Source organism: Arthrobacter sp. Soil762 (assembly GCF_001428335.1).
In the GTDB taxonomy this organism is placed as follows: Bacteria; Actinomycetota; Actinomycetes; order Actinomycetales; family Micrococcaceae; genus Arthrobacter.
In genome coordinates, this window is the sequence record NZ_LMSG01000017.1 from 194,084 (window position 1) to 219,148 (window position 25,065).

General features: G+C 64.2%; 21 protein-coding genes and 1 pseudogene. 8 read left to right on the forward strand and 14 right to left on the reverse strand.

Annotation, left to right across the window (positions count from 1 at the left end; all coding sequences use genetic code 11):
* Positions 1 to 198: 198 nt before the first annotated feature.
* The 5 genes from ASG77_RS12060 to ASG77_RS22240 are packed head-to-tail and all read right to left on the reverse strand — an operon-like array spanning position 199 to position 4,658.
* On the reverse strand, positions 199 to 1,242 hold the full coding sequence (locus ASG77_RS12060; RefSeq protein ID WP_056345778.1) for a type I restriction endonuclease: 1,044 nt from the start codon (positions 1,240 to 1,242) through the stop codon (positions 199 to 201).
* Positions 1,239 to 1,997, reverse strand: coding sequence for a hypothetical protein (locus ASG77_RS12065; protein ID WP_156380298.1), 759 nt, complete (start codon positions 1,995 to 1,997; stop codon positions 1,239 to 1,241). Before ASG77_RS12065 ends, ASG77_RS12060 begins: the two co-directional genes overlap by 4 nt.
* 23 nt (positions 1,998 to 2,020) lie before the next feature.
* The gene (locus ASG77_RS23035; RefSeq protein ID WP_442854243.1) at positions 2,021 to 2,437 is read right to left on the reverse strand and encodes a restriction endonuclease subunit S; all 417 of its coding nucleotides are present in this window, start codon (positions 2,435 to 2,437) and stop codon (positions 2,021 to 2,023) included.
* 41 nt (positions 2,438 to 2,478) lie between these two features.
* A complete protein-coding gene (locus ASG77_RS22235) occupies positions 2,479 to 3,291 on the reverse strand; it encodes a hypothetical protein (RefSeq protein ID WP_200950753.1) in 813 nt (270 codons plus the stop codon).
* Entirely contained in the window at positions 3,288 to 4,658 is a 1,371-nt protein-coding gene (locus ASG77_RS22240) for a type I restriction-modification system subunit M (protein WP_200950754.1), read from the reverse strand. Before ASG77_RS22240 ends, ASG77_RS22235 begins: the two co-directional genes overlap by 4 nt.
* A 266-nt stretch (positions 4,659 to 4,924) precedes the next feature.
* On the opposite strand from ASG77_RS22240, the pseudogene ASG77_RS22575 reads away from it, so the two are divergent.
* Both ASG77_RS22575 and ASG77_RS12080 read left to right on the forward strand, forming a co-directional pair.
* Positions 4,925 to 5,038: pseudogene (locus tag ASG77_RS22575) on the forward strand (DUF4193 family protein); the annotation flags it as partial.
* A gap of 722 nt (positions 5,039 to 5,760) precedes the next feature.
* On the forward strand, positions 5,761 to 6,930 hold the full coding sequence (locus ASG77_RS12080; RefSeq protein ID WP_056345785.1) for an ATP-binding protein: 1,170 nt from the start codon (positions 5,761 to 5,763) through the stop codon (positions 6,928 to 6,930).
* Positions 6,931 to 7,087: 157 nt separating this feature from the next.
* Here the strand turns inward: ASG77_RS12080 and ASG77_RS12085 are convergent, their stop codons facing one another.
* Positions 7,088 to 7,291 (reverse strand): cold-shock protein, encoded by a 204-nt coding sequence (locus ASG77_RS12085; RefSeq protein WP_056345787.1) that lies wholly within the window; start codon positions 7,289 to 7,291, stop codon positions 7,088 to 7,090.
* A gap of 855 nt (positions 7,292 to 8,146) precedes the next feature.
* Here ASG77_RS12085 and ASG77_RS12090 point away from each other — a divergent pair.
* Entirely contained in the window at positions 8,147 to 8,575 is a 429-nt protein-coding gene (locus tag ASG77_RS12090) for a hypothetical protein (protein WP_056345789.1), read from the forward strand.
* 275 nt (positions 8,576 to 8,850) lie between these two features.
* Positions 8,851 to 9,546, forward strand: a complete 696-nt coding sequence (locus ASG77_RS12095; RefSeq protein WP_082575995.1) for a helicase associated domain-containing protein — start codon at positions 8,851 to 8,853, stop codon at positions 9,544 to 9,546.
* A gap of 68 nt (positions 9,547 to 9,614) precedes the next feature.
* On the opposite strand, the gene ASG77_RS21910 is transcribed toward ASG77_RS12095, so the two are convergent.
* Positions 9,615 to 9,791, reverse strand: coding sequence for a hypothetical protein (locus ASG77_RS21910; protein ID WP_156380300.1), 177 nt, complete (start codon positions 9,789 to 9,791; stop codon positions 9,615 to 9,617).
* A 250-nt stretch (positions 9,792 to 10,041) separates the two neighbouring features.
* Here ASG77_RS21910 and ASG77_RS12100 point away from each other — a divergent pair, with 250 nt between their 5' ends.
* Positions 10,042 to 11,160: an ArdC-like ssDNA-binding domain-containing protein gene (locus ASG77_RS12100; protein WP_056345792.1), complete on the forward strand. Its 1,119-nt coding sequence runs from the start codon at positions 10,042 to 10,044 to the stop codon at positions 11,158 to 11,160.
* A 60-nt stretch (positions 11,161 to 11,220) separates the two neighbouring features.
* On the forward strand, positions 11,221 to 11,733 hold the full coding sequence (locus tag ASG77_RS12105; RefSeq protein WP_056345795.1) for a single-stranded DNA-binding protein: 513 nt from the start codon (positions 11,221 to 11,223) through the stop codon (positions 11,731 to 11,733).
* A 130-nt stretch (positions 11,734 to 11,863) separates the two neighbouring features.
* Here ASG77_RS12105 and ASG77_RS21915 read toward each other — a convergent pair whose 3' ends face one another.
* The 3 genes from ASG77_RS21915 to ASG77_RS12115 are packed head-to-tail and all read right to left on the reverse strand — an operon-like array spanning position 11,864 to position 16,316.
* Positions 11,864 to 12,448, reverse strand: a complete 585-nt coding sequence (locus ASG77_RS21915; protein WP_156380301.1) for a hypothetical protein — start codon at positions 12,446 to 12,448, stop codon at positions 11,864 to 11,866.
* A 20-nt stretch (positions 12,449 to 12,468) separates the two neighbouring features.
* Positions 12,469 to 16,035, reverse strand: coding sequence for a MobF family relaxase (gene mobF, locus ASG77_RS12110; RefSeq protein WP_235564509.1), 3,567 nt, complete (start codon positions 16,033 to 16,035; stop codon positions 12,469 to 12,471).
* 2 nt (positions 16,036 to 16,037) lie between these two features.
* Complete coding sequence (locus ASG77_RS12115; protein ID WP_056345799.1) at positions 16,038 to 16,316, reverse strand: hypothetical protein; 279 nt, start codon at positions 16,314 to 16,316, stop codon at positions 16,038 to 16,040.
* Positions 16,317 to 16,805: 489 nt separating this feature from the next.
* Here ASG77_RS12115 and ASG77_RS21920 point away from each other — a divergent pair, with 489 nt between their 5' ends.
* A complete protein-coding gene (locus tag ASG77_RS21920; protein WP_156380302.1) occupies positions 16,806 to 17,018 on the forward strand; it encodes a hypothetical protein in 213 nt (70 codons plus the stop codon).
* A 741-nt stretch (positions 17,019 to 17,759) separates the two neighbouring features.
* On the opposite strand, the gene xylB is transcribed toward ASG77_RS21920, so the two are convergent.
* A complete protein-coding gene (gene xylB, locus ASG77_RS12120) occupies positions 17,760 to 19,187 on the reverse strand; it encodes a xylulokinase (RefSeq protein ID WP_056345801.1) in 1,428 nt (475 codons plus the stop codon).
* Positions 19,188 to 19,271: 84 nt separating this feature from the next.
* Entirely contained in the window at positions 19,272 to 20,459 is a 1,188-nt protein-coding gene (xylA, locus tag ASG77_RS12125) for a xylose isomerase (RefSeq protein ID WP_056345802.1), read from the reverse strand.
* A 144-nt stretch (positions 20,460 to 20,603) separates the two neighbouring features.
* Here xylA and ASG77_RS12130 point away from each other — a divergent pair, with 144 nt between their 5' ends.
* Entirely contained in the window at positions 20,604 to 21,806 is a 1,203-nt protein-coding gene (locus ASG77_RS12130) for an ROK family transcriptional regulator (RefSeq protein ID WP_056345805.1), read from the forward strand.
* Positions 21,807 to 22,995: 1,189 nt separating this feature from the next.
* Here the strand turns inward: ASG77_RS12130 and ASG77_RS12135 are convergent.
* Both ASG77_RS12135 and ASG77_RS12140 read right to left on the reverse strand, forming a co-directional pair.
* Positions 22,996 to 24,177, reverse strand: a complete 1,182-nt coding sequence (locus ASG77_RS12135; RefSeq protein ID WP_162254938.1) for an MFS transporter — start codon at positions 24,175 to 24,177, stop codon at positions 22,996 to 22,998.
* 64 nt (positions 24,178 to 24,241) lie between these two features.
* Entirely contained in the window at positions 24,242 to 25,051 is an 810-nt protein-coding gene (locus ASG77_RS12140) for a GntR family transcriptional regulator (RefSeq protein WP_082575997.1), read from the reverse strand.
* Between the last annotated feature and the right edge of the window lie 14 nt (positions 25,052 to 25,065).

A 25,065-nucleotide genomic window follows, 5' to 3' on the forward strand; every position in this document is an offset into this window, starting at 1 on the left:
CACGGGATTCGACGCCGCGGACAATCCAAACCCGGACGACAAGAACGCAGGAATGCAGCAGGTCCCGGACCCTATCAATCTCTGCAGCCGCGTATGGGATATGGGAGAGATGAACCGGGGCGGAGTCACCAACGACCTCATCCCCGCGGGGTTCGTACCGGTTCCTCCTGTCGGCGCCCCCGATGGGAGGGGAACGAATCAGTACGGCATCCCACTCATGCCCGGGCCAAACCCCCATCTCGGGCAATACGTCCCGCCGCTGACCGCCTGCGTCGTGGACAACACTGTCGCGGTCATCCCCGGCGGCCCCGAAATCTGCGCCCGGCTCGGAGTCCCCACTCTGGAAAAATAGTCCGGAGCAATCTGGGCGCCCATCTTGAATCGCTTGCCGGCGGACTCGGTGAACAACGTGTAGTGCCGGGCGATGTCGAGGAGGGTGGCCTTTGTCAGCATCCCGGCAGCCAGCAACTCCTGACCGGTGAGCTGGTTGGCTGGCTTGCCGAGCTGCCGGGCCAACAGGTCCATGGTGAGCGGCACCGGATCCTTCCACTCAAGGAAGTGCTCCGGGAGTGCCGTGAAGGTACCCACCCGCGCCTTGTCCCCGTATGTCGAGATGACGAACTGGTTGGTCCAGAACAAGCTCTCGCTGCCTTCCGGCATGCCGAGATCGCGCTGGTTGGCGTAGCGACGTAACTGTTTGATGCCCTCGGCCATCGGGTCGACGATGTACGGGCTCTTACACTCGATGACCACCAGCGGAATGCCGTTCACGAACAGCACGACGTCCGGCGCGATGAACTTCTTCGATTGGCCGCCCGGCTCGTCGACCCGGAACTGGCTGATAGCGACGAAGTCGTTGTCCTCGGGGTTGTCCCAGTCAACAAAGTGGATCCGCTGGTTGCGGCCCTGGTCCCAGCCCGGCAAACCGGAAACCGGAACGCCTTCCAGTAGCAGGTTCGTCATGCGCTCATTGATCTCAAGGAGCTTGCCGACGCCGGGGCGCGTCAGTGCGGAGACGGCTTCGGAGATACGCGGGTCGTCGAGCCACGGCTTGCCGCCGGATCCGGGGTTGAGGTCCCGGAGCGCCTTGCGCAACCGGCCTTGCAAGATCACCTCGCGAAAGTTCGACCGCTCAGTAGCCGCCGGGTCGAACTTGTCGCCAACAATCGTCGTGTAGCCGAAACGCGCCAGTTGGTCGAGCAGAGGCTTCTCGACTTCCGTATACTCCGCGCCGTTATTCATTCAGCGTCTTCCATTGGAACGCGCACACTGCCGCAGAGGAGGTCCGATGCTAGACCCTCCCTCGTGGCGATCAAGCCCGCGAGGGACTCGGCCTCTGTACGCCTTCGGACTTGAACGCACTCGAACTGTTCGCGAAGGCGCCGCTGTTCGTCGAGTGTAGGAATTGCCATCGCCATTGCCTTGAGCTGACCGGAGTTGATGGTGTTCAGGCCCGAACTTGTGGAGCAAGTCGCCCGCCAATAGCTCCGAGCGTACGCCGAGTTAAGCCATGCCTCGGCGAAGACTGGGTCAACTAGGCCCGATCTCAGTCGAAAGAGGTGGTTTTGATAGAGCAAGCCCTCAGCCGGGTCAGTCACGCGCGCGCAGCGGCCGATCTGCCCAACGTCGGCGTGGCCTTCGACGACTAGCAAGTCGCCATCGCGCAATGCGTAGTCGGCACGCTCCACCAGCGTCGCCTGAAGCCGGGACACGTCAGTTAGATCTAGGGCGCCGCGGCGAACATTGGCCACACGCAAGTAAGGGGATGAATTCCGTCTTGCGACACGCGAAGGTCCCAACGTAATACCAGATTTCACTTCGAAAGTGTCACCGACTGTGCTGATCGTCCAATCAGCAGGCACTAGTCCAAAGGGAGTGACTTGGAAGTGTTCGCGCTCGGTTTCATGGTTGCGTAGCGCGCCGTTGGCCTCGACCCCACGAGTAACAAGATCATGAAACAGTCCTGCCTCTATCGCCATGATCTTGTCGACGATCAACCGCGTGGAGCGAATCTTCTCGTCTAAGCAGTCGAGCACCTCAACGATCCGACTCTGCTCGGCCCAATCGGGAATGGGAATCTCAAGACTCTTAATGTCACCGTGGAGACAGCATCGAACGTTGAACCTTGCGCGACTCGTTTGAGCTGGCGACGACGCAGCATTAATTGATGCGCCCCATACCGAGCATCGATGCCGCGAAACCTTATCGCCGCGAGACCTCGACCGATGGCGTAGTCCTGGTCGGCAAGGTTCACTTCACCAACCGGCGCTCGTACGCTGATCAGGGTGTCGCCGGCTCGGGCCAGCTTCACCGGCTTGGTGCACCAAAGCCTAGGCGTGGGGCTGATGTCACCGAACTCGCCGTTTCCTTGGAGGAAGGGCATACCGATGTTTCCGTCGCGGTCAACGACGTACCGCGATGAGGGCGCCTGGCCCATCTCAATGTAGGCGACGTCGCCAAGCCGCACGGTTTTTCCACTCACTCATAGCCGGGGTCCTTCAAAGCTAGCGCAAAGGATTCTCGGGCAACAGCAAGAGAGGCCTCGATTTCCGGCATGGACACTTTGTATTTTGCCCACCAGTTGCCCATCGCATCGGCGACTTCCTTTCGATGCCGGACCATGCGATCACCAGCCTCATACCGGAGATCGCGGCCGCACGCGTCGAGCACTACTTCGCGCGCGGCCCCAGGCGAGAGCTGAGTCGCCGCCTCCGCGATCCGCCTGCCGAACGCGGCCCGCTCGCCTTTGAGCTTGCGCTTCTCCGCTGTCAGCTGCTTCTTTAGCTCTTTGATCTCGGTTTCGGACAGCACATCCTCGTCGGCTCCGTCGTCTTCCTCGTCTGCGCTGGTCGTCGCCGCCTTGATCGTTGAGTCGAGTGCAGCAACGTTGACCTCCATCTCGGCCAGCCCTTCGAGGTACTCGGGCAACAGCGCCTTCGCAACCTTGTGCTCAAGCGGATCGATCTTCGCCTTTTCCTCGGAAAGTGCGTCGATTACGGTCGACACCCATGCGTCGATCAATCCCTTGTAGCCGAGGGTCGCCAGTGCCTTTAAGTCAGGCAGCGCCTTGCCCCACCACGAAGCGATGGTGCCGTCGATCTGGAAGCGGTCGAGCATCATTGTCGGTTCGAGGGCGGCTGCAAAGGTCTTCAGAAACTCCTGGCGGAGTTGCACGAGTTGCGCGGTCGATTTGAGCCCGTCGAGACGGGACTGCTCTCCGACCCACCACTTGTCGATTGCTTCAATTACGGCGGCCTCGGCTGCGAGCAGACCGGAATCGGATTCGATCACTTCCTTGAGCTGGCGCCTGTCCTCGATCGTTCCGTCGAATTCGTAGTAGTCCGCATCGCGCTCGACAAGACGGTCTTGATGTCGAAGCCATGCGAGCTGAACAGGTCACCCTTCGCCTCGACCTCGGACTTGGGCACGCCGCCGATCAACACCTTGTTTTTCCGCGCAGCCGGTTTGGAACCCTTGGGGCGCAGTACCAGGATGCAGGCAGGGATGCCGGTGCCGTAGAACAGCTGGGGTCCGAGCCCGACGACCGCTTCGACGATATCGTCGTTCAGCAGACCAGTGCGGATCTTGCCTTCGTCGCCGCCACGGAACAGCACGCCGTGGGGCATGACCGTGGCAACCAGTCCATTCTGATGGGTGACGGCCAGCATATGCTGGACGAACATCAGGTCGGCCTTCTTACCCTTCTCGGGCGTGAAGCCGTAGCTGAAGCGCTCAGGGAACGGGATGCCGTCCTTGCTGTAGTTCAGCGAGAACGGCGGATTGGTGATCACCCGGTCGAAGCGCTGCAGCTCACCGCCTGAGGTATGGGCGGGGTCCTCAACCGTGCCGTCGTCGTTGTTGCGCAGGTCGGCGTCTGGGATGCCGTGCAGCAGCATGTTCATCTTGGCGATCGCCCAGACGCTGCCGTCCTTCTCTTGGCCTGCAAGGGCAAGATCACGGGGATCACCGCCGTTTTCCTCGACGTAGTCCTTGGACAAGATGAGCATGCCGCCGGAGCCGTGGCATGGGTCGTAGACGCTCATGCCTGGCTGTGGGTCGGCGATCAGGACCATCAGGCGGACGACATCACGCGGCGTATAGAACTCGCCGCCTTTCTTGCCGGCCGAGTCGGCGAAATCGCGGATCAGGTACTCGTAGGCGGCGCCGAGCAGGTCCGGGAATTCGAAGTCGGCCTTGCGCAGGAGCACCTTGTTGAAGTGGACGATCAGTTCGCGCAGCTTCTTGTTAGACATGCTCGATTGACCGACCTTGCGGTTGAAATCGATGTGCTGGAGCACGCCTTCAAGAGAGCGGTTCTGGTTCTCCAGTGCCTGGAGCGCAGTGTTGAGACCGTCGTCGATGTTTTGATGCAGATGCCCATGGATATGGGACCAGCGTGCTTCATCCGGAACGTAGAACGTGCCGCGGTAGAACGATGGAGCTTCAGCGCGTGCTTCGGCCTCAGCCTTCGACCGGCCCCTGGTCGTTTGTTCCTCGACGACCTGGGCCTTGGCCGCCTCGAACTCGTCAGACGCGTACTTCAGGAACAACATGCCGAAGATATATTCCTTGTAGGCCGATGCCTCCATGGAGCCCCGAAGTATGTCAGCCGCCGCAAACAGGTGACGCTCAAGCTGCAGCAGGGTCAGGCGCGCCATCAGAAAACCCCTCTGTCGGAGCTACTGCAAGTTGCAGGTAGCTGATGGCCATATCCCATGTATCCTCCACGCTCGTTCGACTGAGCGGACCGCTTTGCTCAACGATCCGCCTGAGCACAGGATGTCACCATCGACAGAATCGGCGAATTTCCCACTGTGTAGCACCGCGCCGGGAGCCACTCCTTAGGCCCGGCTTGAGCCCGGGCGTCCTCGCCATCGCGCCGTCACGGACGCGCTCGGGTAATCGGGAGCCACTGGCCTGTCGGGTCCCGCAGAAGGACGACGAGTTCACCTGCTACTCCTGTTTCCTGGTCCGCCACCGCTCCCAGCTCGCCCGCCAGAAAGACGGCCACACCTACTGCACGGACTGCGAAGCCTGACTCTTCCTTCTGCGGACCAGGCCACTCCGGCGCCGTAGTCAGCTGCCCACCGTCGGGGGCGGATTCTCAAGGAAGCCGCGGGCGAAATGGTCCAAAGAGCTTTGGACCATTGCCGGATGTTTGCCGGGATGCCGTCTTCGCCCTGAGTTCTCCAGAGCGCTTTGGACGATTGGCGACGGCACCAGGCAGGCGATCCCGTCAGGCCCAGCGGCTGGCATGGCTGCGTGTCCAGAGTCGAGCCTGACCGCCCCACGGCTCTCGCAACCCTTGTGTCCCTGAAGGGCTCGCTGCACCGGCGCCGGGAGCAGCCTCCGGCACCTCTCCTGGCAGAGCCAGTAAGTATCAGCGGCCCTGCCCGGCTGCCGGCCGCTCCCAGAGAGCCGCATCACTCGCCACCGGGCAGGGCCGCCGCCTTCTACCTGGGTGTCTTGCATCCCAGGAATATCGAGCGCCTGCAGCACGTGGATCGTGCCCGGCAACATCAAATGGGGGTGCCCCTGCACCAAGCAGCAGCGTACCCGGCCCTGTCGACTTCGACAATGGAGTAGCCAGCCACGCTCGTGGTCGCGGCGCCGGAGCCGGCAGGTGTGATCTCTGCCCACGCGCACAGACGTACCCATACCCGGGAGACAATCGGAGAAGCCCGCGCTCCCCCGGGGCACGCGTATCAGTAGTTATATGTGAGTATCCAAAAATTTGGATACTGCCCTATAGTGCTTGATATGGAAAGTGCGCTGAATCCCTACTCGCCAGGTTCCGGGCGGCGGCCCTTTGAACTGGCCGGCCGGCAGAGTGAGATCGATGCTTTTGACCTGCTCCTGGCCAAAACACGCCAGCGCCGGCCCGACCGGGGGATCGTCCTGCATGGATTGCGGGGCGTGGGCAAGACGGTGCTGCTCAACGAGTTTCGGCGCCAGGCCGAGCATTCGGAGTTCATGGTGGTGTCTCTCGAAGGCAGGGACGCCGAGGGAGGCCCGGAAGCCGTGCGGGCCAAACTTGCCCGCAACCTGCTCCAGGCCGGGCGCAAGCTGAACCGGCGCGGCGCAGGAACCAAGCTCCTGGCGGCGCTCGGGAGCATCGCGTCGTTCTCGGCCAAACTGGGCGTGACCGGGATCGACATCGGAGTGAACCTCAACCAGGGCCGGGCCGACTCCGGATCAATCGAGGTGGACCTCGAGGAACTGATCGAAGATCTCTGCGCGGCACTGGCGGAGAACCGATCGGGCCTGATCTTCATCATCGACGAGATGCAGGACCTGGACAACGGGCTCATCACGGCACTCCTTAGCGCCCAGCACCTGGCCAACCAGCGGGAATGGCCCTTCTACATCGCCGGGGCAGGGCTGCCCAACCTGCCCTCAGTGCTCAGTGAGGCACGCTCCTACGCGGAAAGGATCTTCAATTACCGCAGCATCGGAGCGCTGACACGGCAGGCTGCCGAATCCGCGCTGGTCGTCCCGGCATCACAGTACGGTGCGTCATTCGTCCCGGAGGCGAAGGACCTGCTGCTGGACGCGTCAGGCGGGTACCCGTACTTCCTGCAGGAGTACGGCTACGCTGCCTGGGAAACAGCGCCCGAGAAGGCCATCACAGCCGAGGACGCCCTGATCGCGGTTGAAATCGGCCGTGCACAGCTGGATCAGGGATTTTTTCCGTCCCGGTGGAAGCGTGCCTCGAACGCCGAGAAGGCCTTCCTGCGTCTCATGGCCATCGACGGCGACGAGGGATCCAGCACCGCCGATCTGGCCCAGCGGGCACAGAAAAAGCAGAGTTCCATGTCCATGACAAGGGCTTCCCTGATCGAGAAGGGGATCATCTACGCGCCGGCGCTGGGCGCGCTGGCCTTCACGGTTCCGGGCATGGCGGACTACATCAGACGCCTCAAGGATTAGCACGAAGGGCGACACCTGGCATGCCGGTCCTTCCCGGGATGCCCGGAGCGTGAACCAGCGGCCGCAGGAACCACCGGATGCCGCGCCGGAGTGGCATCGCTACCAGCCGAGGGTTCTGCGGTGTAGGGCCTGCCGTGTACGGCAGCTGCTTGGGCCGTCAGAGGGGGCGGATGTTCTCCGCTTGGGGGCCCTTCGGGCCTTGGACCACATCGAATTCGACTTTCTGGTTCTCTTCCAGTGAGCGGTAGCCGCTGCTGGTGATCGCCGAGTAGTGCGCGAAAACGTCAGCTGACCCGTCGTCCGGAGCGATGAAGCCGAAGCCCTTCTCTGCGTTGAACCATTTGACTGTGCCTGTGGCCATGGCTGCATTCCCTCGTGTCACGTTGATCCGCCACTAGCTGGCGGGCGGCGGCTGCGGAGAACCGACCGCTGCCCCAAACGTACGGGGCGACCGTTCAGGGTGCAAGGGAGGCAGCCGGGTCGCCGCAGGTGGTGGAACGGCCCAGGGAACGATGCCCTGCCTCCGCCCAGGTTCCTCCTGACGGGGATCACGGCCAGCTCCATGCATTCGATGGCGTCCCGGCATTTCCACGTTGACGCCCCTGGACCCGGCCTCGAGGGAGCGTCATTACGGGGGTCACCGGCCGTGACCGCCGTGCTCGCCAAGGTCCCCGTCAGCCGCGGCAGTCCGGACCCATGCCTTAACCGCAGGCCGGCTATCAGTTCTTGCGGGAGGGTTCCGAATTGGCCTGATGTCATCGTAGGGTGGTCAGCACACCCGAACAGACCGGCCTCCGGGGCGCGACGATGGCGTTGCGCCAATCCGCAGGGGCGTATCAATGCAGACCTTGGGACCAAGGGCTGTGACTTTGGTTCCTGCGCCCGGATCGATGACGTGTGAAGGACGATGATGACCCTTGCCGATGCTGGCCCACGACAGGCCAACACCCCCGATGCCGTTCCCGCAACGACTCCGCGGATGCCGTCCTGTGGGCAGTGCCATAGCGACGTGTCGCTGTTCTTCACCGGCTACTTACCGGCCGTTTTCTCGCCCGACGGACGCGGGCTGCTGCCTCCGTCCGCCAGCTACACCTGCACAACATGCCACCGGCCCGACAGCCACCAGGTGCCGCACGGCTGGGCCCCGCCCAGATGGCACTGGTACAGCTGACCCAATAAATGGACGCCGCCAATCACTCAATGAGGAGTACAAAGCATGACGACCATCACCACGAACACGGCCCCGGACGGCGCCACCACCCTGCCCACGCACCGTCCATGGTGCTCGGGCTGCCGGAGCCCGGAGCACCTGATGCTCGAGAGCATCTCCCCAGTCCGCCCGCCGGCCACCGACATCGTCGACGTCGCGTACACCTGCGTGGAGTGTGATTCCTTCTACGCCCACCCGGTCTCGGTGGTGGATGCCGCCAGGATCCTTGACCGCCGCGCGGCCGCGGACAGTGTCCTGCAGTTCGGCGGCGACTACATGCACTGCGGACAGACCATGACGACCACCGGCACCACCCAGCGCCGCCTCCACACCCCGCTGCGGACGGACGGACCCGCCGAGGACCTGCTTGAGGTCTACCTCCGCACCCAGGTCCTGCACTGCCTCTGCGGCTTCCAGATGGAAATCCCCACATGACGGGAGCCAGCACCCCTTTCAGGGCCGGCGTCCTGGCCGGCCCTGAACGGCACTGAAGCCAGTGAGGGACAGAGCACGCGGCTGGTGGGGGTCCGTGCGCACGATCAGTGCCGGGAACCCGGACGCCGAGCCGGGCGCGAGGTGTCGCCTGTCCGGTGATCTTGTCCAGCAGCACGGCTGAGGGGCCCAGGGCAATTGCGCAACAGCCTGCTGCGCAGTTGCCGGCCCGAACCGCGCACAGGGGCGGCCCGGGCCCGGCATAGAGTGTTGTGGTGATGAGCGAGGAGCAGGCGAAGGCAATGGTCGCCGCCGCGGGGCTGGCTCCTGACCGTGAGCGGTTCCTGATGTACCTGGCCGGGGTGCCGGTCAGGAGGATGGCCGAGCTCGCGGGCGTGCATCCGAATGCCGTCGACGGCGTCCTGCACCCGTACATCGTTGCCGTGCCGGGCCTGAAAGAACTCCACCAGAGCAGGGTGATCCGGCCACAACCGGAACAAGACGTCCCGGAGCAGTGGCTGGAACGCTTGGAAGCGGTGCTGGCCCACCTGAGTGAGCACGGTGAGTTGCCGTACGAGAGTCACGGGACCCCCGACGGGGCCAGGCTGGGCCGCTGGCTGAACGTCCAGCGCAGGCGTCTTCACGGCGGGGTCCTCAGCCCGCGACAGATCCAGCTTCTGGACCACCTGCGGGGGTGGCGGGAGAACCGGACCCAGGCCGGGACCCGCCGCCGGAACGACCTCAGGCTCAAACAGCTCGTAGCCTTCCGCCTCGAACACGGCCGCTGGCCGTGGTTCAACGCCGCAGACTCCGAAGAACGGCTGATCGGGGTCTGGCTCCATGGCCGCCGGCAAGCCGCCGGAAACGGACGCCTGGCCGAGGAGCTGCACCAGCGGCTGGACGCCGAAGCCCCGGGCTGGCGGGGCCGGCAATTCCCGGGCCGGAAGCCGCACCAGGCTCCGCGACGCGGGTAGTCAGCGGACCGGCCAGAGCGAGGACCGGTGCGGAACCGATCAGGCCGGTCTCGGTGCAGGGGGATGGATCAGCGGGCGTAGGGCGGTACATGCCGTTCACTGTTGAACGGCTCAAACCAGTCATCGAGGGCCATGGGCGCGAAACCCATCTGCCGGCTCAGGTCCTTATCCTGCTCGAACCCGTCAAAGCGGGGGTCGAACAGGAAGCCGACGTCGATGCCTTCGACGACCCTCTCCAAGAGCAACGTTGTATTTTCCGCTCGCTGGGGGAGGGCCTGAAAGAACCCGCGTTCCTTCCATGCCGGCCCTCGTGATCTGCTTCTAGGTCCGTAGGCGGCCCCACAATTGTCGGAGGAATTCTGAAGTCATGCCGTTCGCGACTCTCGAGACATGAATGGGTAACCGCGGGGTAGTCCTGGCGGATTCCAAGAGGCATGGAGGACGGACGTCGTGGCCCCTGGAACTGAAGACCTATCGAGCGATGTGTCTGCAGACGTGGCCACTGCAATGGCTCGTCCCGGCAACGCCCGCATGACGCCGGAGGAGCGCATAGCTGCGCTGACGGACGGTCTGCACACGATCCTGGAACGGGCCGTAGAATCGCCGTCGCACTGGCAGGTGCTGCTGAACGCTTCGGCAACCCTCTGGCGCTACTCTGGCGGCAACGTTGCCCTGCTGATGATGCAGATGGCCCAGCGCGGCACCGAACAGCCCACTCTCGTGGCCGGGTACAAGGAATGGGAGCGCCACGGCCGCACGGTCCTGAAGGGCGAGCACGCCCTGTGGGTGATCGCGCCTCGCACATCACGGGTCCAGCAGCTGACGCTTCCGGACGGTACCAGGCAGCGAATCCCGGCAGGCGAGCAATTGCCGCGCGGCGCCGTCGACGGTGGAAAGAAGACAATCATTACGGGCTGGCGCGGCCAGGCAGTTTTCGACGTCTCCCAGACGCAAGGAACTCCCTTGCTGGTACCCAGAGCCATCGACGGCCCAGGCGCGGAAGCCGCTGCGCTCTGGGGATCCCTTGAACGCGTTGCCGCCAGACACGGATTCACTGTGGACGTCACGGCGGCCCAGTACGGGCTGACCAGCGGCTTTACCGACTTCAACGAACACAGGGTCCAGGTCGGTGCCTGGCTCAGCCCCGAAGAACGCACTGCGGTGCTTGCCCACGAGTTGGGGCATGTGCTGCTTCACGGACCGGACGACGACGTCGGGCGGCTGTACGGCAGCAGCACGGATCATAGGGGTCTGGCCGAAGTCGAGGCCGAATCCGTCGCCTACACCGTCCTCAAAGCCCACGGGATCGACCGCGGCCCGCAGTCCGCCACCTACCTGGCTGGCTGGGCTGACGCCGTCATCGAGGCGGAAAACGATGCGGTCAATCACGGCGGCGGCATCAGGCTGCCGGTGTTGCGTGTGGACATTGCAAAGTCAGTTCTGGGACGTGTCACGGCCGCCAGCAAGGGGATCCTCGAACTCACCCATCCGCCGGGGCTGGGCGGCAAGATCTCCGCGGCTGACGCGGACCCTCGGTTGAACCCGGCAGGGTCCTATGCCGGTCCGGAACAAACTGTGCGGTCCGCGGACGGGCCGGTGATGGCTGGCCCATGAGGTCGGCCGTGAATAGATGTTTGGTGGGAGAGTCCCGCCGGCATGTGAAAGGACAGAACAATGAGCACCAAGATTCCGGTCAGCATTGCCGGCAACCTCGTTGCCGATCCCGAACTGACGTTTGGCGACAGCGGAGTGGCCCACGCCAAGCTGCGCGTCGCCGTCAACCAGCGCATCCAGGGAGCCGACGGCGCCTGGCGCGACGGCGAACCCGTGTTCCACAACGTCTCGGCATTCCGTGCCCTGGCGGAGAACACGGCCAATTCGCTGAAGAAGGGCGATCCGGTCACTGTCGTCGGCGAGCTGGAATTCCGCTCGTACGAGAAGGACGGCGAACGCCGCGAAGCCCGCCGCATCGTTGCCGACACCATCGGCCCGGACCTTCGCTTCGGCACGGCCGCCTACCAGCGCGCGCCGCACGCCGGGGCGGCGGGCCCGGACGCTGACGTTACCGCCGGTCTTGACGCGCCCCTGGCTGCAGAGGCTGCTGCGGCCTCCTACAACGTCATCTCCAAGGGCCCGGCGGTGGTGCGCCCTTTAGGAGCCACGGCGGGGAATGAGATGAGCTATTAGGGCTGCTCCACTTGGGCGTCGTCAACCGAGTGTTGGCCCTCTTCCATTGTGATGGGAGGGGGCCAACGATCGATGCTTGCAGTTTGCCGGGCGACTTTCGCCGCCGACCGGCTTCTGTACCGGGCACCCGTTAGGAGTTCTTGGGCACAGTCTGGGGGTTGGACCGTTCGACTCTACTTTCGCCGGACACCTTGTACGCGGCTAGTGGCGCCCATGCCAGGCAGTCCGCCGCCCGGATGTAGTACGTTGCCGGCCATGGTGCGCCTGGTGTGATCTGGGCTGGGTCCGGTGAAATCAGGAGGACTGAGCCTGGCCAGATAGGTTCAGGCACATTCTCTATCCAAGCATGTTGAACGTAGTTGAACCGGTTCCATCGGATCGTGATCCACGAGCCGGTGGGTTCAAGGGCATCAACGCCGAGAAGGGTGACGTCTGTCGTCGTCCTGCGCGTTCGCCTTACGGCGTCGAGGTGATCCCACATTTCTCTTGCAGCTGTCGTCCATGTGTGAAGCCGGCGTGCGCGGATTAGCCAGATCGCGCCAATAAGAGTGCCGATGAGGAGCGAGGCGGCTGTTGCCAGCGTCAGGATTAGTGGTGTCCGACCGTTGGCGGCCGCGGCTCCGACTAGGTAGATGGTGCAGACAATGACGGCCACGCTGCTCAGGATCAGCGCAGGAGTCGCAAGCTTTGGTTTCAGAACCGGGTTCTTGTCCATGGATTGCCCCTCTGCCCAGTTTAGAGTTGCCAGCCGACATTGATAAGGCGTTCTTCCGAGATGCGCAGGTCGTTGCTCCATTCAGGAGTCTCGAGCGCAGCGGCGGCGGAAAGAGCAGCCTGATCAACGAGGCGTCGGACATTCGCCCACTGCTCCTGTTGTTCCCATTCGTGGAGGGCTGGACCGGGTCCCAATGGCAGGGGCGAATCGTCGATATCCCACCTGTCCCTGTAGATGGCGGCATGGCGGATGACGTCGGTTGCGACATCGGGGACGGTGTTTTGACCCATAGCCTCCAGTAGGTTCCTCTTCCATTCAGAGTCCTCCACTACCGCGGCCCGAATGACCTGATTCATCCTCTGCAGCATCCGATTCTGTACTTGCGCGACCAGTTCGGCGAGATCGGGGCGGGCCGTGCGCATGGGCTCGGCCAACGGATCGATGCTACTCGAGGGCATCCCAGAGACGAACTGCCGGAGACGCGAATGAACGACCGCGGCAACATCCTTGGCCCAGGCGCTTGTTTCCAGGGCGCCGAGCACGAGCCGCTGTGTACTCGGACGGCTGATTGCAACGGAGCGTTGCCAGGCCGCGACGGCCGCACCCCATGAGGGGGATTCCTGAAGCTCGAGGGCACGTTCGGGGGCGTGGGCATCGAGGAACTGTGCCAGGTCTTCGGACGCGGCGATTTGTGCGAGGTAGTCGTACTCAGCGGAGAGCCGCTCCAGGCTGTCTGCATTCGACCGTTCTGCGTCCCGGACTTCATGGGCAGTACGCTCGGCACCCTCTGCGGCGAGGACTTCGCCCAGGATCTGCCGCCACGAGGATCGCAATGCGGGATCCAAGGGTTCGTCGTCCAGCGGATCGTTCTCGCAGACATAGGCGCGGTTCGCCGTGCGTCCCCGGGTCATGCTCACGTACAGGAGCTCCCGGGTGAGCCGGCCTTGCGTCACCACGGTGTGTCCGGTGTCCACAGTGATGCCTTGGGAACGGTGCGCCGTTGTCGCGTAACCCAGCTCGACCGAGGACTCAACGTAACCGCGATTCAGTGAGATGGTTGCGCCGGTGTCTCGGCGAACGGCGGTCAGTGAGCCGTAGCGCCTGCGGGTGCGGACGACGTCGAGCATTGTTCCGTTCCGGATGAAATCTCCGCTGCTGTCCGTGCTGTGGCGGTCGTTGCGGCGGGCAATGACGGTGTCTCCGGCGCCGGCGCTGAGTCCGTCGCTGAGGTGCACGGTGTGTTCCGCGTCCACGGCACCCTGGATGGCGCGGTCGGCCTGAGCGCGCTCGTTGAGCATGCTGACGGTCTCGTTGTCCGCCGCAATGAGGATGGATGACCTACCGGCGCTGACGTCCGCCTGCCAACTCGAGTAGGCACGGTCCACCATATCGAGGTATGTGCCATGGTCGATCCGCTGGTGCCCCTCATACTCGGCAATGGCACTGGTGTCGCCTTCGCGGAGCTTCAGGGATGCATCCTGTTCCCACGCCTGTTCGAACCGCCAGATAGTGCTCAACTGCACGGTCTTGTGCTGCCGGTCGAGCCAGCCGAGGATGCCGCCAGCGTCGATCGCGTCCAACTGCGCAGGGTCGCCCACCAACAGGACCTTGGCGCCGGCATCCCGGGCCTGCTGCACCAACGCCGACAACTGCAGCGTGGACACCATGGATGCCTCGTCGACGACAACCAACCGGTTCGGATGGAAACTCCATCTGTCCTGCTCGGCGGCCAGACGAGTGGCCTCCTGGACAAGACGCGTGGCGCGAGGGCCTCTGTCCGCCGCGTGACTCCTGAGCCGCCACTCGACATCGAAGAACCGGGCAGCCCGCCCGCCCGCACCCTGGCCGACCGATTCATACAGCCACTTGGCGACATTCTCCGTTGTCATTGCTAGCTCCCGACCCAGCACCTCGGCGCTCGCGGCCGCTGGCGCGAGACCGACGACAGTGCCCCTTCCGAACTGTGCCTCCCAGGCGGCTTTGACCGCGCCGAGGGTGGTGGTCTTGCCTGTTCCGGCGGGTCCGACGACGGCGTCGAGCCGATTGCCACTCAATAGGACCCCGGCTGCCGCCGCACGCTGGTCGCTGTGCAGCTCGAAGCGACCACCGTGCTTATACGCGGCGAGTGACTCCATGGCGACGGCCGCGCTCACGACCGGGCCGCCGTCGTCGTTCCTTGCCGCCATGACGAGGTCCTCATTGGCAAGGGTCGCCGCGTCCGTGTAAAGACGGGCGCCATGGAAGTCGAAGACGCTGCGGCCCGCGAAAGCGAGATCGGGCTGCGCGCCGGCAGGAACGGTGTAGCGGTAGTCGTTAAGGGGGTCCGACTGGCTTTCAGCGGCGGAGGCCACGGCGTCGATCATGGCGGGGCGGTCCTGCGGGGTATGGCAGCGGATACCGGCGCAGACGCGCTCGGCTTCGGCGAGGAGGTTCCACCGGTTCCAGGTAGCGCGTTTGGTTGCGACGCGCTCCCTGGTCAGCGAGCCGACGGCGTCGATCCAATTGGCTGTGAAGTCACCGGTCCGGAACGGGGTGGCGTGCGAGCGTCGGATGGTGTTGGCGAGCACGATGCCGGGTTCGAAGCCCGCGGCTACAGCGCGGGTCCGCCACTGGGTGGAGAGCTGGTGGAGCGGGGCGACCGTCTCCGGTTTGGGGGTGCGCGTGGACAGGGTTGCCTGCTGGCGCAGCTTGAGCGTGGTGGTTGCCGTTGGGGGAGTGCCGTGGTCCGTGGTCCATGCGGCGACGAGGCGGTCGGTTTCGATGTCGATGAGGCGGGAGCGGTTGGAGAATTCGCGGATCAGGGCGTCGTCGACGCCTGTGAGTTGCTGACTGGGGTTGTGGGTGTTCGCGGCCGGTTCTCGGATGTCGGTGTCGGCGCCGAGGTTGCGGTGGAGGGCGTCGAAGAGCAGCCCGTTGTAGTGTTCGCTCGCGGCGACCGCGGCCTTGTAGAGCGTGCGCGAGTCCAGGGTGGCCCAGGCGTCGTCGGTGATGCGTTGGACGCGGTTGGCGATGACCATGTGCGTGTGGAGCTGCGGGTCCCCGGCGCGCGATTCCCAGTGGTCGAAGGCGGCGGCGATGGCGCCGCGGGTGCCGAGGTGGGCGACGCCGTTGCGCCCGGCGCGCGTGTGGATGACGTTCTCTTCGAGCCATTGCAGGGTGGCGGTGACTGCCTCGTGGTGGGTTTCAAGGATCTGGTCTTGGATGTTTCTTGGGCTGAGGGCCCAGAGGACGGACACGGACTTAGGGACGCTGAAGGTCAGGTCGAAGCCGACGACGGCGTGGCGCGTTTCGGTCCTACCCTGGCTGTTTTGGACGATCGTGGCTTGGCCGTGCGGACGGCCCAGGGGAGCGCCGGTGTCCGGGTGGATGGCGTGGTCGAAGATGGCTTTGGCGTCGGTTTCGGTGACTTTGGCTTCGGTGGTGCGGTTGATGCCTGGCAGGCCGGAGCCAATCCACCGGCCCTGCGGCGTTCCGGCCTTCATGTAGTACGTGGTGGCGTTCGCGGGCGTGACCGTCAGGTCATCCATCATGGTGGTCTTGAACAAGTACTTCAGGCCCGACTGGGCGGAGAGCCGGGCGATCGACATGGTCACGGTCTTGCTTCTGCCTTTCGGGCGATGGTGGTCCAGCCGCGACATCGAAAGAGCTCTTTGGTTCCGATGTCCAGTTCGATGCCGGCTCCCCGGGAGAGGGCCAGGAACCTGCCGGCGAGCTGGATAAGGTCCTGGGCGTCGGCTTGCTGGACCGTTCGCACGTGCGCGATCTCCGTTTGGAGGTTCTTGATCGTTGCGCGGTGGTCCGAGTTTTCGGCTTCGAGGTGGTCGATGTCTTCGGACTGGGAACGGAGTTGGGTGCGGAGGGTCTCCAAGGATCTCTCGCTACCGGCGAGGACGGCAGACAGTTTGGCGTCGGTCTTGCGCGCGCGTGTCGTTGGGACGGCCGGCCTTTTCCGGACCGCGGCGCAGGGCGTTCGGCTCGTTCCAGCCTCTCGCTCCCGGCGTCGACGATCACGCTGGCGGTTGGCGCAGCGAGTCGAGCAGAACCGCTGCGAAGCACGCGACGGCTGGAAGCCCTCGCTGCATTCCTCACAATTCTTTGCGCTCACGATCGTTCATCGCGTTGCCTCAACTAGCGACATGACTTGCCGTGAGCCGGTTCTCACGGCGACGGCCTTGGATGCCAGAGGTGTGATGCTTCTCTGTGCTCAGACCAGTCCTGGCAGGTGCAGTCTCGATGGGGTCATATCGGGGGCGCTGGGTCCTGAATCAGACTGTACCTGCAGCGAGTCTCTACCTGTCGATGCCAGGGAGGCCGCGAGACCGCTGATTGGTCGCCTCGGTGACGATCATGGTGCTGCGTGACCGCCGGTCAGGGCGGGATCGTCATCAACCATGACATCCGGCCCGGGTCGATCGAGGTCGGCCGGGCTCCACCGCCCGCAGCCGAGACCGCGCATCTGTTCATAGGTGCCACCGTCGATAAGGCTGCCGCACACCACGCCTCTGCTGTCCCGGATGAGCCTGAGGTGGGCTTCTCCACCGGCGGTCGCGGGCTTCCCTGGCGAGTTTGATGGCCGGTACCTCCGCCGACGTGGCCGGTGGGTTCCCCGGCCGAACGGTCGGAGTGCGACCGCGTTCCGGACGAGTCAGACAACGGTCATAAGGAGCGGCTTGGGGCGGGGTCAGTTCACGGGCCGGCGGGGAGCGCGCTCATTCACGGCGGAACTCCTCACGGACGAGGTTGCCGGCGATTTCAAGGTCAAACCTCATCTTCTCGCGCGTGTCATCGGGGCCGTTGACTGGTCAGGGATTCGCCGGGGACGCGGAACCTGTGGGCCGAATGGCTACGCTCCCGTGCCGAGACGCATATGGAATTGCCAACTTGAGTGAGAAGTCAGCGGCACGATCTGTCTCATGTAACCCGGCAAAACTTCACGTCGTGTTGTCAACTTCATTGAGACCGGACACTCGCTGGACCATGTAGGCGCAGGCAACGCATCGTCGCTCCGTAAAAAACTCGAGCCCGTGCGCCTCTCAGTTGGCGAAGATCCGGTCTAATAGCGCTTGACCGGATCTTCAGTTCATTATGCCTAGCTGAACTTTAGGGTTCGCTGGAAGGCGGAGGAGGAATGCCCTGGCTCATGCACGGCTCGGGTCTGTAGCGAGTATCACATCAGACAAAACATGCAGTCCCTCCCTCCGCTGACTAACCTGCGAACATACCGGATGCGTTGCTCAAGAGTGCTGAATTGGAGGTTGCGCGAGAGCTGCTTGTTGTGCCACCTATCCAGCTGATGGCGGCGACGGGATGCTCAGTCGTTGAGGTAGGTCCGGGCGTACTGCCGGTACTGTTCGACGATGTCCGGCGCCCCCCGGTCGGGCGCCGGTAGTTCGGTGCTGGTGGACTTCCAATGCGGCCACTGTCCGGTGAGGACGGCGGCCGCCTGGCGGGCGGCGCCGTCGGCCACGTATTCTCCTGGCTCCGGCACCACGACCGGGAGGCCGAATACGGAGGCGGCGATCTGCTGGACGGCAACGGACTGCGCACCGCCGCCCACGAGAATGATCCGCCGGGCGGTAACGCCTTGCGCTTGGAGGGCCGCGAGCCCATCCGCGAGGGAGCAGACCACCCCCTCAATAGCTGCGCGGGCGAGGTTGGCTCGGGTGTAACTGGCCAGGGTGGCGCCATGGAGGGAGCCTGTGGCGTACGGCAAGTTGGGTGTTCGCTCGCCTTCGAAATACGGCACCAGCGTGAGGCCGCCAGCGCCAGCCGGGGCGTCCAGGGCGAGTTCGGTGAGTCCGGCCAGGCCCACACCGAGCAGTTCGGCGGTGGAATCGAAGATCCGGGTTGCGTTCAGCGTGCAGGCCAGCGGGAGGAAGTTGCCGGTGGCATCGGCGAAGCCCGCAACGAGTCCGGAGGGGTCGGCGGCCGGAGTCTCCGAGACAGCAAAGACCGTCCCGGACGTCCCCAGCGACACAACAACGTCGCCGGGGCGGGCGTCAACGCCCAGGGCCGCTGCCGCGTTGTCTCCCGCTCCGGGGCCAATGAGTGCTCCCGTGAGCGTTTTGCCGGCAATTTCCAAGGGGCCGGCGACGGCGGGCAATACCGGAAGATGGCCCAGCGCCTTTTCGATCAGTTCCGGGAGATAGGTCCCGGATTCCGTGGAGAAGTAGCCGGTGCCCGAGGCATCGGACCTGTCCGTCCGGAGTAGCTGGAGCGATGCAGGCCCTGTGCCCGGGCCATGGCCGGCCAGTCGCCAGCTCAGCCAGTCGTGCGGGAGGCAGACGGCGGCGACGCGGCGGGCATTGCCCGGTTCGTTTCGTGCCAGCCAGCGAAGTTTTGTGATTGTCAGGGATGCCACCGGCACTGTGCCGGTCGCCCCAGCCCACAAGGCGGCCCCAGCCCTGGCGTCGCCGTTCCCGGTCTCCGCGATAAGCTCCGCCGCGTCACCCGCGGAGCGGGTGTCGTTCCACAGCAGGGCCGGGCGGACCACTTCGCCGGCGGAGTCCAGGCACACCATGCCATGCTGCTGGCCACCGACTGAAACGGCCGCGACGTCGTCAAGGCCTCCGGCCTGCTCCGCGGCTTCCAAGAGGGCGGTCCACCAGTGCTCCGGGTCCACCTCGCTGCCCTCGGGGTGGGCGGCGCGGCCTTGGCGGACCATGGCGCCGGTCTGCGCGTCACGGATCACCACTTTGCATGATTGGGTGGAACTGTCGATTCCTGCTACCAACGGCATGGCGGGTTCTTTTCTACAAGACTGCCGCCGGACCCGGGAGTGTGCGCGTCCGCTGGCGGCGGGAGTTGGCTGGGTGCGGGAAGCCTACCGGGCGCCGAGCAGGTGCTCGATGGCCAGCTGGTTGAGGCGGACGAAGGCGAACGAACGCTCGCCGGCCTTGTCGGCCTCGAACGTCTCGAACGCACTGGCGTCAGCCAGCAGGTCCGCAGTGGTTTCGCCGGCATTCAGCGTGGGTTCACCGAGCTCGAAGACGCCGGACGTGGCGAGGGCTTCCTGGACGTCGGGGTCGGCGCGGAAGGCGATGGCGCGTTCCTTCAGCAGCAGGTACATGGACATGTTGGACTTAGCCGATTCCCACACGCCGTCGTAGCCGTCCGTGCGGGAGGGCTTGTAGTCGAAGTGGCGCGGGCCGTCGTACTTGGGTCCGCCGTTGGGGAAGCCGTTCTCCAGGAGGTCCACGGTGAAGAAGGCGCTGGTGAGGTCGCCGTGGCCGAAGACGAGGTCCTGGTCGTACTTGATGCCGCGCTGGCCGTTGAGGTCGATGTGGAAGAGCTTGCCGGCCCACAGGGCCTGGGCGATGCCGTGCGTGAAGTTCAGGCCGGCCATCTGCTCGTGGCCGGTTTCCGGGTTGAGGCCGACAATGTCGCCGTGTTCGAGCTGGGCGATGAACGCCAGGCCGTGTCCGACGGTGGGCAGGAAGATGTCGCCGCGGGGTTCGTTGGGCTTGGGCTCGAGGGCGATCCGCAGGCCGTAGCCCTTGTCCTTGATGTAGGCGGCGGCGGTGTCCACGCCTTCCTTCATCCGGTCCAGGGCTGCGGAGAGGTCCTTGGAGCCGTCGTATTCGCTGCCTTCGCGTCCGCCCCACATGACGAAGTTGTCGGCGCCGAGTTCGGCGGCGAGGTCGATGTTGCGCAGGACCTTGCTGAGGGCGAAGCGGCGGATGGAGCGGTCGTTGGAGGTGAAGCCGCCGTCCTTGAAGACGGGGTGGCTGAACAGGTTGGTGGTGACCATGGGCGTCTTCAGGCCCGTCTCGGCCAGGGCTGCCTTGAAGTTCTTCAGGATCAGTTCACGCTCGGAGGCGGTGGCGTCGAACGGGACCAGGTCGTTGTCGTGGATCGTGATCCCGTAGGCGCCGATCTCGCTGAGCTTGTGGACGGCTTCCACGGGGTCCAGGGCCGGGCGGGTGGCGACGCCGAATGGATCGGCGCCGGTCCAGCCGACGGTCCAAAGGCCAAAGGTGAAGCGGTCCTGGGGAGTTGGCTGAGGGGTCATTGCTGCTCCTTTGCAAAGCTGTGGGGAGGCTGGGGAAGAATAGCCTTCTATTTAGTTTTCAACCTGAACTATATTGTGGGTGGTGGATCATGGTCAATGGAAACCGGCAGGAAATCTTCGACTCCGTCAGGAGGGTCCCCTTCAGTGAATGAGCCAGTTGCGCCCGGACGCGTGGGTGACGTCCGCCGTCGGAATCTCTCGCTCGTGCTCGATTCCATCGCCCGCACGCCGGACGCGAAACCCAGCCGGGCACAGCTGTCGGCTGCAACAGGCCTCACCAAAGCCGCGGTTTCCAGCCTGGTTGCCGACCTCGTGGAATCCGGGCTTGTCTCCGAAGTCGGCCTCTATCGGGACGGTGAGCGCGGCCGCCCGGGAGTAGGCCTGGAACTGAGCACCCGCCGCGGCGTGGTGGGCATGGAAATCAACGTCGACTACCTTTCGGCAGGGCTCCTAGACCTCGGCGGGACGCTGCGGATCCACCGGACACTGGAAAGCGGCAACCGCGGCCAGTCGCCCGAGTCCGTCATGTCACTATTGGCAGGGCTCGTCAGCGACGTTGCGGCGGAGGCATCAGCGGCCGGAATAATGCTTCTTGGCGGCGGACTTGCCGTTCCCGGCCTGGTGGACTCAGCAGCGGGGACAGTTGCCACCGCCCCCAACCTTCACTGGCATGGGGTTGCATTGCAGCTCGACCGGCTCCTTCCGGACGCACCGTTCGGCACGGTTCTACACAACGAAGCCAACTGCGCGGCGCTGGCCGAGCTTTGGTACGGCCACGGACTGGATTTCCGCGACTACCTGTTTATCTCCGGCGAGGTAGGCGTCGGCGGCGGCCTCGTGATCGGCTCCGAACTGTTTGCGGGCCCCCGGGGACAGGCCGGCGAGGTGGGCCACATGGTGGTGGAACCGTCCGGCCCCGACTGTTCGTGCGGCGGCCATGGCTGTCTCGAATCGTTCGCCGGGCAGGAGGCCATTTTCGCCGAAGCCGGCATTGCGCCGGGCGCGGCATCAGAAAGGCTCGCGCGTCTAGGTGAACACCTCGCCTCCGGAGACCCAGCCGCTCTTACCGCCGTCGCCCGGGCCGGCCACTATGTGGGCATTGCCGCGGCGTCCACGGCGCGCCTGATGAACCTGTCCGCCGTGGTGCTCGGCGGCCATTTCACCCAGATGGGGCCGTGGATTGCACCCGCTGTCGTAGAGAGCCTGGCCGACTACGCGCCCGGCGTCGTCTCTCCCGCCAGGGTGGCGGTTTCAGAACTGGGCCAGTCCGCGGCCCTGCTGGGCGCGGCCGGCATCGCCCTGCGTTCTGTCCTGGCATCGCCCTTCAGCCTGACAACTTCGGGCTAGAGACCCGGTGGCACCAGTCAGCCGACGAAATTGCCGCGTCCAGGTTGACGGCTGAAGCGACCTGCTGTTCGAGATATGACCAGGCTGGGCGGACCGTGTTTCGGGCCGGTACATTGCCTCGTTATCGTCTGCTTCGGTGGGTAACCGTTGCCCGTGGCGGCGTTCGCCGGACCTGATGGCCAAGCGGATTGCCTCGACCAGCTGGTAGTACATTGGTTCTGGCCCGCAGCGCTGAACTGTAAAGTCTCTTGGATGGACCGCACGGTGCCTGCCATGAGAGGCCCGAACCACCGCTGGCATCGATGATTCCGCCCGTAACCCAGCTTTCGTCGTCCGATGCTAGGAATGAGCGACGGCTGCGACATCCTCCGGCTGTCCGACGCGCCCCAGCGCCGCCAGTGACTCGGCTTCCTTCTGTCCGTCGGGGTTTCCTCGTAGCCATTCGTTGTAGCAGGGAAACTGCGGGTGTCGGGGAGACCACCGATCATGGCGATCATTGCGGCGACGTGAACGTGCTCGTGGGTGTCGACGCCCAGAAGGGCGTCTTCTGCGGCGTGCGAAGTTGGGTGCAAAGCCACGGGTTGAGCGGCGCCGGCAGACATGGTCGCCCCTCTCTTGGAAACGGTGGCCCTCGCTGGTCGAGAGATTTGGTCAAGATTGTGATCGTTCCTGGTGCGAAAGCCCCTATTGGGACACATCCTTACAGCCAGTGACAGCACGAACGCCATTCCGGGTCTTGTTCGACTGATCAACCTCTAGGCACGAAGCTAGTCGTCGCGCGAGTCAGATCGCCTCCCGGAGCGGTATTAGACCATCTGCATAGTCGTAGCGTGTGGCCGGGCCTCGCCACTGCTTGAAGGTGTTGAAGTTCCGTTCGACGACGTTCCTGCATTGTAATCCTCTTTGTCGAAGGCTGGTGGCCTGCCGCCGGCGGTGCCGCGTCGTTTCCGGTGGCCGATCTGATCGGCCGGCTGAGGGATGACGGCCGTGACCCCGCGTCCGCGCAGGGGTGTCTGGATCGCGCGGGATGAGTACGCCCGCCCTGTCCAGGGGGCGACCAGCAGCACCAAGGGCCGGCCCTGCCATAGACGAGGGCATGGATGTTCGTGCTCAATCCGCCGCTGGAACGGCCAATCGCATGATCGGCCGGTTCAGCAACAGATTTATGCAATTCTTAACCGTTGGTCACTCAACGGTTCCTCGCGATCTGGAAACCGTGTGCTCGAACAACCAGGATCAATGAACCGGTGAGCAGTACCAGCAAGGCCAAAGGCAACTGCTCAACACCCAGTGCCTGGACTGCGGCGCCGCCGAAGATGGATCCGGCTGTGATTCCGATCTGTATCGCGACCACCACCATGCTGTTCACGGCTTCCGCGTTGGGACCGGAGAACGCCAACACCGCCGTCTGGTTGAAGACGTTGCTGGCCGACTGCGCGGTTCCCCAAATAGTCACCAGGATGATCGCCCACAAGGAATCCAGGCGCCCTACTGACAGGGCTATGTAGCATGCGGCCATCATGACGCACGAGATGATCAGGGCAGGCTTGTTGAGCCGATGCGCGGTCACTCCCGCAATCCAAATTCCGGCCAAGGCCGCTAACCCCAGGGCGCTGAGCGCGGTTGCCGTGACTGCCGGCAGAAGGCCGCGGCCAGCAAAGAAGGATGAAATGTACGTCATCAAACCAAAATGGGCTGCAACCTGAAGTGTCCATGCCGTGAGCTGCGGCATCACACAGGGCATGCGGAGGGCCGTCAACAGCGGGCTGGCGTGAGCGCCCGGTGTGGCGCCGGGAATCTCGGGCAACATACATCTCACCAGAATGGCCGCAACGGCGGTCGCACCAGCCAGCACCACGAACGCAAAACGCCAGCCGAGCAGTTGTCCAAGTGACGTCCCCAGGGGTGTTCCCGCCGCGAGTCCCAGCGTGCTCCCGCTGAACATCACCGCAAGCCCCTTGGTCACGTCTTTCGTAGGAACGATGCGGCTAACGTATGGGGCCAGCACTGACCACAGCATCCCGTGGGCTGCCCCGCTGATGAGCCGGCCGAACAGTGCAATCTGAAAATTGGGAGCTGCCACCAGGACAAGCGTGCCCACCAAAAAGGCAATCAGTGTTGCCACCATGAGTCTGCGCCTGGGCACCCGCGAGGTCAGCCTGCTCAGCGGAATAACGGTAAACACGACAATCACCGAATATGCAGCTACCAGGAGGCCAGCGCCCACTTCTGAAACTTCGAACTCGTTGCTGATCAATGTCAGCAGGCCGACCGGCAAGAGCTCGGTGGTGACAGATACAAAACCCGCTGCCGCAAGAACGAGCAATTGTGGCCAGTTGAATGGCGCGGGCGAAAGCAGGGTCTTGGTCAAGGAGGGCATCTTTCGGTTCGGGTTCGCTGGGGATCCCGGACCGACGCGACCGACGGGTTTCAGCTCAGCTAAGGAAGTGGAACCTTACCTGCGCGCTGATCCAGACGGCCCGCGACATTTCCAGGATCTGATTGTCTGTGGTTCGTGAAACGGACAAGACCACAAAGAGTGGTGCATCAACATAGGTGTTCAAGAGCAGGGCCTCGCCAACGCAGGCCAGCCCGACTTCCAGGAAGCTCTCCGTCTTAGGTGCATCAATGCCGCAGACCTCACTGAGCGTCTGGGACAGCGAACCGTTGATCAGAGGCTGATTTCCAATGCCGGGGGCGTGATCTGCGGACACCCACGAATCGGTGATCCCGATCGCTCTGCCATCCACCACGTGCAGCCTCCGCAAATGAACGGTTCGGCCTGGACGTTCGGCCTCCTCCACTTCGCGCAGCAACACATGCGGCGCCGGGTCATCGGATGCCGGTTCGATCTCCTCTGAACGCGCATCAAAACCGGCCTCAGCGAATCGCGCACGCCAGTGAGTCGTCAGTTGAAGGTCATGCTGGATCGGGATGGCACGTTGCGCCACAAACGTCCCGGTGCCCTGCCTGCGGTCCACGAAACCCTGTGCTGCCAGGTCCGCAAGCGCCTGGCGAACAGTGATCCGGCTGACGCCATACGAGCTCGCCAGCTCATTCTCAGTGGGCATGCGGCCACCAGGCTCGAGCTCACCCTCCTCGATCCTGCGCCTGACATCGCGCAGGACCTGGGCCCACGCCGGTAAAGGCGACTTTCGTTCAACTGTTGATACTTCAGCCACTGGAATTCGCTTTCCATCAGACAGACAACAGGATGTACTGGGTGTACGTCGCACTGAGGACACATGCGGGCGGCATC

Excerpts from the sequence above, each read along its gene's own strand:
- ASG77_RS12060 (WP_056345778.1), bottom strand. The coding sequence starts at position 1,242 with ATGAATAACGGCGCGGAGTATACGGAAGTCGAGAAGCCTCTGCTCGAC.
- ASG77_RS23035 (WP_442854243.1), bottom strand. The coding sequence starts at position 2,437 with ATGGGCCAGGCGCCCTCATCGCGGTACGTCGTTGACCGCGACGGAAAC.
- ASG77_RS22240 (WP_200950754.1), bottom strand. The coding sequence starts at position 4,658 with ATGGCGCGCCTGACCCTGCTGCAGCTTGAGCGTCACCTGTTTGCGGCG.
- ASG77_RS12080 (WP_056345785.1), top strand. The coding sequence starts at position 5,761 with ATGGAAAGTGCGCTGAATCCCTACTCGCCAGGTTCCGGGCGGCGGCCC.
- ASG77_RS12085 (WP_056345787.1), bottom strand. The coding sequence starts at position 7,291 with ATGGCCACAGGCACAGTCAAATGGTTCAACGCAGAGAAGGGCTTCGGC.
- ASG77_RS12090 (WP_056345789.1), top strand. The coding sequence starts at position 8,147 with ATGACGACCATCACCACGAACACGGCCCCGGACGGCGCCACCACCCTG.
- ASG77_RS12095 (WP_082575995.1), top strand. The coding sequence starts at position 8,851 with ATGAGCGAGGAGCAGGCGAAGGCAATGGTCGCCGCCGCGGGGCTGGCT.
- ASG77_RS12105 (WP_056345795.1), top strand. The coding sequence starts at position 11,221 with ATGAGCACCAAGATTCCGGTCAGCATTGCCGGCAACCTCGTTGCCGAT.
- ASG77_RS21915 (WP_156380301.1), bottom strand. The coding sequence starts at position 12,448 with ATGGACAAGAACCCGGTTCTGAAACCAAAGCTTGCGACTCCTGCGCTG.
- mobF (WP_235564509.1), bottom strand. The coding sequence starts at position 16,035 with ATGTCGATCGCCCGGCTCTCCGCCCAGTCGGGCCTGAAGTACTTGTTC.
- xylB (WP_056345801.1), bottom strand. The coding sequence starts at position 19,187 with ATGCCGTTGGTAGCAGGAATCGACAGTTCCACCCAATCATGCAAAGTG.
- xylA (WP_056345802.1), bottom strand. The coding sequence starts at position 20,459 with ATGACCCCTCAGCCAACTCCCCAGGACCGCTTCACCTTTGGCCTTTGG.